Consider the following 11,933-nt stretch of genomic DNA (forward strand, 5'->3'; position numbering starts at 1 on the left):
GCGGGCCGATCGGGTAGCTCCACGCCATGCGCGGATGTGCCGACCAGGGCCGGCACCTACCAGGCCCGCCGCATCGCCACCCGCAGGTGCATCGGAAACCCGAGCGCAGCCTCTTCGGCCATGACGGCGCGCAGGCCGTCGTTCCACTCAGCCTCAGGCACTACGTCGAACCCTTCGCTGGCATAGAAGGCTGCATTCCATGGCACATCGCTCAAGGTGGTCAGCACCGCTGCAGCAAAGCCGGTGGCCCTGGCCTGCGCCAAGGCGTGCCGCAGCAATGCGCGGCCATGGCCACGACGCGCGTGCGCGGGGTCCACATCCATCTGCAGGACATGGAACTCGCCACACAGCTCGCCGCCCAGCAGGTAGCCGGCAATGTCGCCGCCGGGGCCATCCACAACCCACAGCTGGCCCCGCTGAAGGCCGTCCTGCAGCGTCGGCAGATCCAGGCCGTGGCCGGCAAATACCGGATGGGCTTCGTGATCCTTCAGCAGTTCGCCGGCACGCTGTTCAATTGCCGGCAGCACGCCGAGCTCGTCGGCATGCGGAATACGTGGCTCAGGACTTCTTGACCGGGCGCTTCCAGCCATCGATGGTTTCCTGTCGTGCGCGGGCCAGTGTCAGCTTGCCGTCCGGGGCGGTGCGGGTGATGACCGAACCGGCAGCGATGGTCGCGCCCTCGCCGATCGTCAGCGGCGCCACCAGCGAACTGTTGGAACCGATGAACGCGTTGTCGCCGATGGTGGTGGTCGACTTGTTCACGCCGTCGTAGTTGCAGGTGATGGTGCCGGCACCGATGTTCACCTTGCTGCCGATCACCGCATCACCCAGATAGGTGAGGTGGTTGGCCTTGCTGCCGACGCCGAGGGTGACCTTCTTGGTTTCGACGAAGTTGCCGACGTGCACGCCATCGGCCAGCACGGTACCTGGGCGGAGGCGCGCGAACGGACCGACCAGCGCCGCGCCTTCGGTGACCACACCCTCCAGATCACAGTGCGCGCGTACTTCGGTACCGGGGCCGAGAGTAACGTCCTTCAGGCGGTTGAACGGACCGATGGTAACGCCGTCGCCGAGCACGATGTTGCCTTCGAGAACGACATCGACATCGATCAGCACGTCACTGCCCACGGTGACGGTGCCACGGATGTCGAGTCGTGCCGGGTCGCGCACGCGTGCACCCTGTGCGCACAGCGCACGCACGGCGCGATGCTGCCAGGCACGCTCCAGCTGCGACAGCTGCCAGGGATCGTTTGCCCCCTCGGCTTCCTGCGCGTCGGCCACCAGCGCCATTTCGGCCGGGGTGTACTCATGCGCGGCAAACGCGAACACGTCGGTCAGGTAGTACTCGCCCTGTGCATTGCGGTTGGACAGCTGCGACAGCCAGCGGCGCAGCGCGGTCGACTCCGCGGCGATGATGCCGGTGTTGATCGTGCGCACGCGCAGCTGGTCGTCGGTCGCGTCCTTCTGCTCGACGATCGCTCCCACCTTGCCTTCGGCATCGCGCAGCACGCGGCCGTAACCGGTCGGGTCATCAACCTCGGCGACCAGTACCGCCAACCGCCCTGGCTGCGCCAGCAGATCGCGCAGGGTCTGCGCGCGGATCAGCGGTACATCGCCGTACAGCACCAGCACCTGCACGGCATCCGGCACCTGCGGCATCGCCTGCGCCACCGCGTGGCCCGTACCCAGCTGCTGCGCCTGTTCAGCCCACTGCAGGTCGGGCTGGTCGGCAAACTGTTGCCGCACCGCCTCACCGCCATGGCCGTAGACCACATGGATGGCCGCCGGTTGCAGTTCGCGGGCCGCATCGATCACGTGCGCCAGCATCGGTTGGCCGGCGACCGGCTGCAGCACCTTCGGCAGCACCGACCTCATGCGCTTGCCGGCGCCGGCGGCGAGGATGATGACGTGCAGGGCTTGGGTCATGGGAACGGCAGTCCGTGGTTCGTTGCCGACGATTCTAGAGCGTACGCCGTTAACATGGGCATCCCTCCTCCTTCACCATGCCGATGAGCCTTGTCCGCCAGGGAAGCGCCTACCTCGTGATCGGGCTCGTGCAGCTGCTGGTCGATTGGCTGGTGTTCGTGGTCGCCACCGCGCTTGGCATACCGGTCGCACCGGCCAACGTCGCCGGACGCCTGGCCGGCATGCTGCTGGGCTTCTGGCTCAACGGCCGCTACACCTTTGCCGAGGCCGGCACCCACAAGCTGGGCTGGAGGCGCTTTGTACGCTTCTTCGGGCTGTGGCTGCTGCTGACCGCGGCAAGCACGTTGCTGGTGAGCCTGGTCGACCACGCGCTGGGCCTGCAGTACACCTGGCTGGCCAAGCCACTGGTGGAAGGCGGGCTGGCGTGCGTGTCGTTCCTGTTGATGCGCTATGTGGTGTACCGCTGATCGCGGTCAGCGGTCAGCGGTCAGCGATCACCGTCACGGCGCAGGCGCGCTCCCAGTCCCTCACGCCACAGCTGCAGCGCGCTGTAGCGCAACCGCACCTGATGCTGCCCGGCCGGCACGCACAACGCATGGAAGAGGCCATTGCCGCGCAGCAGCGGCAGTACCTGGCCATCCTCGAGCTGCGCCTGCCAGCCACGACCGGTGGTTTCGTTGATCACCACCCATGCTGCATCGTCGGCCACCACCGTCAGCTCGATGCGTCCCGGCTGGTAGTGCAGCACCTGTACCGTGGCCTCGCCGGCATCCTGTTCGGCACAGTGGCTGCTGGCGGCTGCCGGCAGCCATAGCTGCCGGTTGAAATCGGTCTGGTTGAACAGCGGCGCAGGCGGTAGACGCTCCTCATGGCGGCGCACCTGCCGCGGATTCAGCACCCGTGGCAGCACGCTGTCACGCCGCGCAAGTTCCACCTGGTCGCCCTGCGCGCTGGAGCCCGGGAACGGCTCCTGGGCCAGCAGCCAACGCACGCCCAGCAGGTCGTACAGGGGAGCAGCGGTGTCTGGCATCCAGGCAGTGGGGACCTTCTGCTGGAAGGTATCCACCGGCTCGCCCGGCATCCCGGTCATCTGCAGATAGTCGCTTGCCAGCAGCGGGTTGTAGCCGTTTGCCAGCGCAATGGCATGCACCGCCGCGCCGTTGGTGAGTCCGCCGATGCCGAAGACCACCGCGCGCTCGGGTATGCCGATATGCCGCTCTGCCGCCAGCAGCGCATAGGCGCGCTGCGCAGGACCCGCACGATCGGCGGTGAGCACCGACTTTGTGCCGCTGCCCGCGTTGAACCTGGTGCCGACGTTGAACAGCAGCAGGTCCAACAGCACCAGCGCCAGCACCCAGCGCGCAGGTGACTGGTGGCGGCGCAGCACCCACACCGCGGCTACGCCCAGCGCGGCGCTGACCGCAAGCCAGGCGAAAGCGAGCGGATGACCATGATCGATCGCCAGCCACGCAGCGCACGCGCCCAGCACTGCGACGACCGCCACGGACACCCGATGCAATCGCAATGGCTGCCGCTGCAGGGCAACCTGCAGGGCACTGGCACCCAGCCACGCCGCCGCAGGCACGGTAAGGAACAGCGCATCGGACGGGCGCCGGAACAGGTCCAGCCCCGGAAGCCAGCCGAACAACCAGGGGAACAGCGGCGTGGCGCCACCCACCGCGACCATGATCGCCAGCGTCAGCGCACACAGCGCGACGCGCGTCGCCGCCGGCTTGCGCCGCAGCACCTCACCGCCCCAGAGCAGCCACAGCGCCAGCGGCACTGCCCCCACATAGAGGTAATCGGCGCTGATATCACCGAAGGCCCAGCTGTCGCCGCGCCCCTGCGAGAACACGTTGCCCGACAGCAGTGTCACCAGTGTCTGCCAGTGGATGGCACCCGGCAGCGCGGCTTCCAGCGTCAGGCCATTGCGATTGGTCTGGTCCAGCCAGGCCAGCGTGGACAGCCACTGCGGCGCACTGACACCACCGGCGAGAATGGCCACCACGCCCAGCTGCCACAGCAGGCGCATGCGCTGCCCCTGTGCCAGCACGACAGCAGCCACGGCGTAGATCACGCACGCGAGGATGATGAAATAGGTGACCTGGGTCAGTTGAAGCGCACACATCCCGCCGGCCACACCGGCCAGCAGGATGTCGCGCATCCGTCCCCGCCGGCGGACCTGCTCCAGGCCCAGCCACAGCCAGGGCAGCAGGCAGTAGCTGATGACCATCGGCGTGTGCTGCAGGCGCGACGCGGCCACGCCACCAAACATCAGCGTGAGTGCGAACAGCAGCTGCGCCGGCGGCGGCATGCCCTGCACGCGGCTCAACCGCAGTGCACCCAGGCCGCCTGCCAGCACATGCAGCAGCACCACCACCGTGAACAGGTGCAGGGAGCCCGGCGCCAGCAGCATCGGCAGCAGCATCGTCGGCTGCAGCGTCATCATCTGCGGATCGGCCACCTGCGGGTAGCCACCGTAGAGATACGGATTCCACCAGGGGGCCTGCAGGTGACGCAACTGCTCGGCGCTGAAACTGACCGCCGGGAAGAACTGCTGCACGGCATCAAAGGGAATGGTCTTGATGCCACTGAGCCATGGCAGGCACAGAACGATCCACGCAATCAGGAACACGCCTGCCGGTGTGCGCCACGGCCGCTGCCAGCTGCTGCCTTCAATCGCTGTCGAGTGGTGCTGCATTCCCTGCTCCTGTGGCGAACAAACAAAAACGCCGGCAGCTAGCCGGCGCTTGTGCTTGATGACGCGCGAACCTCAGTGCTTGAGATTCTTGCGCAGGCGCTCCAGCGCCTGCAGCTGGACGACGGCTTCGGCCAGCTTCTGCTGGGCTTCAGCCACTTCCATCGCTTCGCCGCGGTTGGCCAGGATGCGCTCGGCTTCTTCCTTGGCCTTGCGGACCGAGGCTTCGTCGATGTCCTGCGCGCGGATCGCGGTGTCGGCCAGCACGGTCACCACCTGCGGCTGCACTTCCAGGATGCCGCCGGAAATGGCGAAATCCAGCTGCTCGCCGTTCGGCGTGGTCACCACCACCTTGCCCGGCTTCAGGCGGGTGATCAGCGGCGCGTGCTTGGGCGCGATGCCCAGTTCGCCCAGCTCACCGGTGGCCACGACCAGGGTCGCTTCGCCACGGAAGATTTCCTGCTCGGCGCTGACGATGTCGCAACGGATCGTGCTCATGCAAATCTCTTCGCTGTTCGCGGCGGCGCAATGCCGCCGTGGGGGTCCACCGGCGCGGGCGGTTGCCCGGCGCCGGCGTCAGGTCGGGCAGGATCGCTCCCGCCCGTCCCGGATCAGGCCTTCTCGGCCATCTTCTTGGCCTTCTCGACCGCTTCTTCGATGCCGCCGACCATGTAGAACGCCTGCTCCGGCAGGTGGTCGTACTCGCCATCGACGATGGCCTTGAAGCCACGGATGGTGTCCTTCAGCGGCACGTACTTGCCCGGCGAACCGGTGAACACTTCGGCCACGTGGAACGGCTGGCTGAAGAAGCGCTCGATCTTGCGGGCGCGCGACACGGCCTGCTTGTCTTCTTCGGACAGTTCGTCCATGCCCAGGATGGCGATGATGTCCTTCAGTTCCTTGTACTTCTGCAGGGTCTGCTGGACGCGCTGGGCGGTGTCGTAGTGCTCGTGGCCGATGACCAGCGGATCCATCTGGCGGCTGGTGGAGTCCAGCGGATCGACGGCCGGGTAGATACCCAGCGAGGCGATCGAACGCGACAGGGTCACGGTCGAGTCCAGGTGGGCGAAGGTGGTCGCCGGCGACGGGTCGGTCAGGTCGTCCGCGGGAACGTAGACGGCCTGGATCGAGGTGATCGAACCGTTCTTGGTCGAGGTGATGCGCTCCTGCAGGACGCCCATTTCCTCGGCCAGGGTCGGCTGGTAACCCACGGCGGACGGCATGCGGCCCAGCAGTGCCGACACTTCGGTACCGGCCAGGGTGTAACGGTAGATGTTGTCGACGAACAGCAGGACGTCCTTACCCTTGCCGTTTTCGTCCTTCTCGTCGCGGAAGTACTCGGCCATGGTCAGGCCGGTCAGGGCGACGCGCAGACGGTTGCCCGGCGGCTCGTTCATCTGGCCGTACACCATCGCCACCTTGTCCAGGACGTTGGAGTCCTTCATTTCGTGGTAGAAGTCGTTGCCCTCACGGGTACGCTCACCCACGCCGGCGAACACGGACAGACCGCTGTGCGCCTTGGCGATGTTGTTGATCAGTTCCATCATGTTGACGGTCTTGCCGACGCCGGCGCCGCCGAACAGGCCGACCTTGCCGCCCTTGGCGAACGGGCACATCAGGTCGATGACCTTGATGCCGGTTTCCAGCAGCTCGGTGGCCGGGGACTGGTCTTCATACGACGGCGCAGCGCGGTGGATTTCCCAGTTGTCGCTGGCAGCGACCGGGCCGGCTTCGTCGATCGGACGGCCAAGCACGTCCATGATGCGGCCCAGGGTGCCGGCGCCGACCGGCACCGAGATGCCACGGCCGGTGTTGACGGCAACCAGGTTGCGCTTCAGGCCGTCGGTGGAACCGAGGGCGATGGTACGCACCACGCCGTCGCCCAGCTGCTGCTGGACTTCGAGGGTGATCTCGGTGTTTTCCACCTTCAGTGCGTCGTACACCTTCGGCACCGATTCACGCGGGAATTCGACGTCGACGACCGCGCCGATGATCTGAACGATCTTGCCCTGACTCATTGCTGCATCCTCTAATGTGTGCTTTGAACGAACGCGGTCAGACTGCTGCCGCGCCGCCGACGATTTCGGAGATTTCCTGGGTGATCGCTGCCTGGCGCGCCTTGTTGTAGACGAGCTGCAGGGTGCCGATCAGCTTGTTGGCGTTGTCGCTCGCCGCCTTCATCGCAACCATGCGTGCCGCATGCTCGGAGGCGACGTTTTCCAGCAGTGCCTGGTACACCAGCGACTCGATGTAACGCGTCATCACGTGCTCGAGCACGGTCGCGGCATCGGGTTCGTACAGGTAATCCCAGTCGTGGTGAGCGACCTGCTTCTCAGCCGGCGGCAGCGGCAGCAGCTGATCGAAGCTGGCCTTCTGCACCATGGTGTTCACGAAGCGGTTGTAGACCAGGTACACGCGGTCGATCCTGCCTTCGGTGAAGGCGTCGAGCATGACCTTGATCACACCGATCAGCGATTCCAGCTTCGGCACGTCGCCGATGTGGGTCACGCTGCCGACCATGTTGACCTTCACGCGGCGGAAGAAGGTCGAAGCCTTCTGGCCGATGGTCACCAGGTCCACTTCGGCACCCTTGTCCTGCCATGCCTTGGCTTCGCCCAGCATCTTGCGGAACAGGTTGTTGTTCAGGCCGCCGGCCAGACCGCGATCGGAGGAGATCACGATGAAACCGACCCGCTTGACCTGCTCGCGCTCGACCAGGAACGGATGCTGGTAGTCGGTGCTGGCCTGGGCCAGATGACCGATCACCTGCTTCATCGCCTGCGCGTACGGACGCGAGGTCTTCATCCGATCCTGCGCCTTGCGGATCTTGGAGGCCGAGACCATTTCCAGGGCGCGCGTCACCTTGCGGGTGTTCTGCACGCTCTTGATCTTGGTTTTGATTTCGCGTCCGCTTGCCATCTCTTGTTTCCCGTGGCGCGGGGCTGATGCCCCGCGTTGTTCAACCGTTTGTCATCTGGTCCAGCGGAGCCAGCGGCTCCGCTCTACAGGACCGCGATTACCAGCTGCCGGTGGTCTTGAACTCGGCGATGCCCTTCTTGAAGGCACCTTCGATGTCGTTGTCCCAACCGCCGGTGGCGTTGACCTTGCTGATCAGCTCGCCCTGGGTGTTGGCGAAGTGGGCGTGCAGGCCTTCTTCGAACGCCAGCAGCTTGTTGACCGGCACGTCGTCGAGGTAACCCTCGTTGACGGCGTAGATCGACAGCGCCTGGTTGGCGATCGACATCGGCGCGTACTGCTTCTGCTTCATCAGCTCGGTGACGCGCTGGCCACGCTCCAGCTGCTTGCGGGTCGCTTCGTCCAGGTCCGAGGCGAACTGCGCGAACGCAGCCAGCTCGCGGTACTGGGCCAGCGAGATACGGATGCCGCCCGACAGCTTCTTGATGATCTTGGTCTGGGCCGAGCCACCGACGCGCGACACCGAGATACCGGCGTTCACGGCCGGACGGATGCCGGCGTTGAACAGGTCGGTTTCCAGGAAGATCTGGCCGTCGGTGATCGAGATCACGTTGGTCGGAACGAAAGCGGACACGTCGCCGGCCTGGGTCTCGATGATCGGCAGCGCGGTCAGCGAACCGGTCTTGCCGGTGACCTTGCCTTCGGTGAACTTCTCGACGTATTCCTCGGACACGCGGGCAGCGCGCTCGAGCAGACGGGAGTGCAGGTAGAACACGTCACCCGGGTAGGCTTCACGGCCCGGCGGACGCTTCAGCAGCAGCGAGATCTGGCGGTAGGCAACGGCCTGCTTGGACAGATCGTCGTACACGATCAGCGCGTCTTCGCCGCGGTCCATGAAGTACTCACCCATGGTGCAGCCCGAGTAGGCGCTGATGTACTGCATGGCAGCCGATTCGGAAGCGGTCGCGGCCACCACGATGGTGTGGGCCAGCGCGCCGTTCTCTTCCAGCTTGCGCACGATGTTGGCGATGGTCGACGCCTTCTGGCCGATCGCAACGTACACGCACTTGATGCCGGTGCCCTTCTGGTTGATCACCGCATCGATCGCCATGGCGGTCTTGCCGGTCTGGCGGTCACCGATGATCAGCTCGCGCTGGCCACGGCCGATCGGGATCATCGAGTCGACCGACTTGTAACCGGTCTGCACCGGCTGGTCGACCGACTTGCGCCAGATCACGCCCGGAGCAACGCGTTCCACCGGAGCGGTCAGGTCGGTGCCCAGCGGGCCCTTGCCGTCGATCGGCTCGCCCAGCGCGTTCACGACGCGGCCCAGCAGTTCCGGGCCGACCGGCACTTCCAGGATGCGGCCGGTGGTCTTGGCGACGTCGCCTTCGCGCAGGTGCTCGTAGTCACCCAGGACCACGGCGCCGACCGAGTCGCGCTCCAGGTTCAGGGCCAGGGCGAAGGTGTTGTTCGGCAGTTCGATCATTTCGCCCTGCATCACGTCGGCCAGACCGAAGATGCGCACGATGCCGTCGGACACGCTGGTCACGGTGCCTTCGTTGCGCGATTCCGCGGCCAGCTTGACCTTCTCGATGCGGTTCTTGATCAGTTCGCTGATTTCGGAGGGGTTGAGCGTGGTTGCCATCGTCAAGTCCTAGTGCCGGCAGCGGGGCCGGACGTTAAATGAATTCAGTTAGCGAGCGCGGTCTGCAGACGGGCCAGCTTGCCCTTCAGCGAACCATCGATGACCACGTCGCCGGCGTCGATCACGGCGCCGCCGATCAGCGAAGCATCGACCGCGGTGGTCACGTCGACCTCGCGGTTGAAGCGCTTGCGCAGCGCGACCTTGATCGCGTCCAGCTCGCCGGCCGACAGCTCGGAAGCCGAGGTCACCGTGGCCTTGACCACGTGCTCGGCTTCGGCGCGCAGGGCGTCGAACATGCCGGAGATTTCCGGCAGCAGCGGCAGACGATGCGATTCGGCCAGGATGGCCAGGAAGCGCGAGTAGGTCTCGCCGTGCGACACCGGCGCCAGCAGGGCGACGGCGTCGTCACGACCCAGCTCCGGGTTGGCGAGCAGGGCCGCCACGCGCGGGTCGGCGGCGACGTGGGCGGAGAACGCCAGGGCGTCCGACCACGGCGCGAACGCACCTTCGTCGCGCGCGGTCGCGAACGCGGCGCGGGCGTACGGGCGGGCAAGCGTGAGGGCCTGGCTCATCCTTAGATCTCCGAGGCCAGCTCGTCGAGCAGCGCCTTGTGGGCGTTGGCGTCGATTTCGCGCTTGAGCAGCTTTTCGGCACCGGTCACGGCCAGCGCGGACACCTGCTTGCGCAGATCTTCACGGGCACGGTTGGCGGCGGCGTCGATTTCAGCCTGGGCCAGTTCCTTCTGACGGGTGGCTTCGGTGATCGCTTCGTTACGGGCTGCATCAACGATCTGGTTGGCACGCGCGTGGGCCTGATCGATGATCTCGTTGGCCTTGGTGCGGGCTTCCTTCAGCGCTTCGTTGACCTTCTCCTGCGCCTGGGCCAGATCTTTCTGGCTGCGGTCGGCAGCAGCGAGGCCTTCAGCAATCTTCTGCTGGCGCTCTTCGATCGCGTTCATCAGCGGCGGCCAGATCTTGGTCGCGATGATCCAGATCAGACCAGCGAAGGCCAGCGCCTGCGCAAGAAGGGTGAAATTGATATTCATGGTTAGCTCGATCGCTGGTTTCGGGGTGGACGTGCCGCCGAAGCGGCACATCCGGCCTTCATCCGAAACCGGGTGCATCAGCACCCGGTCGTCTCAAACCGCTGTATCAGCCGGCCAGAGCCTTGGTGACGGCGCCAGCAAAGGCAGCCGACAGCGGGTTGGCGAAGGCCAGCAGCAGGCCAACGGCGACCGAGATGATGAACGCGGCGTCGATCAGGCCGGCGGTGATGAACATGCGGACCTGCAGGACCGGGATCAGTTCCGGCTGGCGCGCGGCCGACTCCAGGAACTTACCAGCCATGATGGCCAGACCCAGACCGGCGCCCAGCGCGGCCAGGCCGATCATGATGCCGACGGCAAGGGCGGTGGAGCTCTGAATCTGCGCGAAGTTGGTCAGGACGGCGAAGTACATGGTTATCTCCAGGAACTTAAGTTGCTAAGGGTGATGAAACGGATGAAGGTTGAAACGCGTTGAAGCTTGAAACTCAGTGAGCGTCTTCCGACAGGCTCAGGTACACGATCGACAGCATCATGAAGATGAAGGCCTGCAGCGGGATCACCAGCAGGTGGAACAGCATCCAGCCGAGGCCGAACACACCACCCGCGATGGCACCGAAGAAACCGGCACCACCCAGCACCCAGATCAGCAGGAACACGATTTCGCCGCCGAACATGTTGCCGAACAGTCGCATCGCCAGCGAGATCGGCTTGCTCAGCCACTCGACGATGTTGAGGATCAGGTTGAACGGCATCATCCACTTGCCGAACGGCGCCGTCAGGAATTCCTTGACGAAGCCGACCAGGCCCTTGGACTTGAGCGCGAAGAACAGCATCAGGAAGAACACGCTGATGGCCATGCCGAGGGTGGCATTGACGTCAGCGGTCGGCACCGGCTTCCAGTAGTGCACGCCCACCCATTCCAGCGGCTTGGCGATGAAATCGGCCGGGATCATCTTCAGCAGATTCATCAACAGGATCCAGAAGAAGATCGTGATGGCGATCGGCGTGACCAGCTTGCTCTTGCCGTGGTAGGTGTCCTTGGCCTGGCGGTCGACGAACTCCAGGCAGATCTCGACGAAGGCCTGCCACTTGCCCGGCACGCCGGCGGTGGCCTTGCGGGTTCCCAGCCAGAACGCGACAACGATCACCAGGCCCATCAGGACGGCGGTGAGGAAGGTATCGACGTGGATATGCCAGAACATACCCTCACCCTTGCCGACCGGTGCGGTCAGGTTGTGCAGGTGATGCTGGATGTAGCTGGTAGGGGTTAGAGCCTCGCCCGCCATGTGTCCGGAACCTTCAGTTAATTGAATTCTGTCAACGCCTGGCCATGGCCAGGACCTGGAACATCAAGCCGACGGCGATACCGGCCAACAGCGCCAATGCAGGCAGCTTGAAGACCAGGAACCCCACCAGCAGGACGCCGAAAACCACGACCCACTTGGCCACGATCGCAATGATCAGGCGAGCCATCGCCGATCCTGCGGCCACCGCACCACCGCCCAGAGCCATCCGTGCCGCAACCCAGCCGCCGGCCGAAATGGCCACACCGGACGCCAGCGCGCCGAGGGCATACTTCGGACCTACCAGCAGGAAGGCCAGGGCCAGGACAGCCACCGCGGCCAGCGGGTAGACCGCGGCGCGCAGCATCAGTCGCCGACCCGCATCAACGGAGTTCAGCACAGGACGTCCCGCGTGGT

13 protein-coding genes are annotated in these 11,933 nt (G+C 65.4%); 1 reads left to right on the top strand and 12 read right to left on the bottom strand.

The genetic code is table 11. The annotated features are described in order from the left end of the window. Positions 1 to 56 precede the first annotated feature (56 nt). Both AC5QAB_RS04800 and glmU read right to left on the bottom strand, forming a co-directional pair. Complete coding sequence (locus tag AC5QAB_RS04800) at positions 57 to 590, bottom strand: GNAT family N-acetyltransferase (protein ID WP_049440005.1); 534 nt, start codon at positions 588 to 590, stop codon at positions 57 to 59. Further along, positions 559 to 1,926 carry a bifunctional UDP-N-acetylglucosamine diphosphorylase/glucosamine-1-phosphate N-acetyltransferase GlmU gene (glmU, locus tag AC5QAB_RS04805; protein ID WP_046432629.1) on the bottom strand — a complete coding sequence of 456 codons (1,368 nt, stop codon included), beginning with the start codon at positions 1,924 to 1,926 and terminating at the stop codon, positions 559 to 561. The genes AC5QAB_RS04800 and glmU overlap by 32 nt, the downstream gene beginning before the upstream one ends. 83 nt (positions 1,927 to 2,009) lie before the next feature. Between glmU and AC5QAB_RS04810 the strand changes: the two genes are divergently transcribed. Then, complete coding sequence (locus tag AC5QAB_RS04810; protein WP_495233192.1) at positions 2,010 to 2,393, top strand: GtrA family protein; 384 nt, start codon at positions 2,010 to 2,012, stop codon at positions 2,391 to 2,393. Positions 2,394 to 2,413: 20 nt separating this feature from the next. On the opposite strand, the gene AC5QAB_RS04815 is transcribed toward AC5QAB_RS04810, so the two are convergent. The 10 genes from AC5QAB_RS04815 to AC5QAB_RS04860 all read right to left on the bottom strand — a co-directional run bounded on the left by AC5QAB_RS04815 (position 2,414) and on the right by AC5QAB_RS04860 (position 11,916). Beyond that, positions 2,414 to 4,627 (bottom strand): putative glycosyltransferase family protein, encoded by a 2,214-nt coding sequence (locus AC5QAB_RS04815; RefSeq protein ID WP_100450647.1) that lies wholly within the window; start codon positions 4,625 to 4,627, stop codon positions 2,414 to 2,416. Between the two features lie 72 nt (positions 4,628 to 4,699). Then, positions 4,700 to 5,122, bottom strand: a complete 423-nt coding sequence (locus tag AC5QAB_RS04820) for a F0F1 ATP synthase subunit epsilon (protein ID WP_005419509.1) — start codon at positions 5,120 to 5,122, stop codon at positions 4,700 to 4,702. 113 nt (positions 5,123 to 5,235) lie between these two features. Further along, positions 5,236 to 6,642, bottom strand: coding sequence for a F0F1 ATP synthase subunit beta (gene atpD, locus AC5QAB_RS04825; RefSeq protein ID WP_005419510.1), 1,407 nt, complete (start codon positions 6,640 to 6,642; stop codon positions 5,236 to 5,238). Positions 6,643 to 6,679: 37 nt separating this feature from the next. Then, the gene (gene atpG / locus AC5QAB_RS04830) at positions 6,680 to 7,543 is read right to left on the bottom strand and encodes a F0F1 ATP synthase subunit gamma (RefSeq protein WP_014648494.1); all 864 of its coding nucleotides are present in this window, start codon (positions 7,541 to 7,543) and stop codon (positions 6,680 to 6,682) included. Positions 7,544 to 7,640: 97 nt separating this feature from the next. Beyond that, positions 7,641 to 9,188, bottom strand: a complete 1,548-nt coding sequence (gene atpA / locus AC5QAB_RS04835) for a F0F1 ATP synthase subunit alpha (protein WP_005419511.1) — start codon at positions 9,186 to 9,188, stop codon at positions 7,641 to 7,643. 44 nt (positions 9,189 to 9,232) lie between these two features. After that, on the bottom strand, positions 9,233 to 9,760 hold the full coding sequence (locus AC5QAB_RS04840; RefSeq protein ID WP_032129048.1) for a F0F1 ATP synthase subunit delta: 528 nt from the start codon (positions 9,758 to 9,760) through the stop codon (positions 9,233 to 9,235). Positions 9,761 to 9,762: 2 nt separating this feature from the next. Continuing rightward, on the bottom strand, positions 9,763 to 10,233 hold the full coding sequence (locus AC5QAB_RS04845) for a F0F1 ATP synthase subunit B (RefSeq protein ID WP_005419512.1): 471 nt from the start codon (positions 10,231 to 10,233) through the stop codon (positions 9,763 to 9,765). Positions 10,234 to 10,339: 106 nt separating this feature from the next. Beyond that, a complete protein-coding gene (atpE, locus tag AC5QAB_RS04850) occupies positions 10,340 to 10,645 on the bottom strand; it encodes a F0F1 ATP synthase subunit C (RefSeq protein ID WP_005411133.1) in 306 nt (101 codons plus the stop codon). Positions 10,646 to 10,718: 73 nt separating this feature from the next. Beyond that, on the bottom strand, positions 10,719 to 11,519 hold the full coding sequence (gene atpB, locus AC5QAB_RS04855; protein ID WP_014038569.1) for a F0F1 ATP synthase subunit A: 801 nt from the start codon (positions 11,517 to 11,519) through the stop codon (positions 10,719 to 10,721). A gap of 31 nt (positions 11,520 to 11,550) precedes the next feature. After that, a complete protein-coding gene (locus AC5QAB_RS04860) occupies positions 11,551 to 11,916 on the bottom strand; it encodes a hypothetical protein (protein WP_014648497.1) in 366 nt (121 codons plus the stop codon). Positions 11,917 to 11,933 lie beyond the last annotated feature (17 nt).

Source organism: Stenotrophomonas sp. YJH_SMC_127 (genome assembly GCF_059372445.1).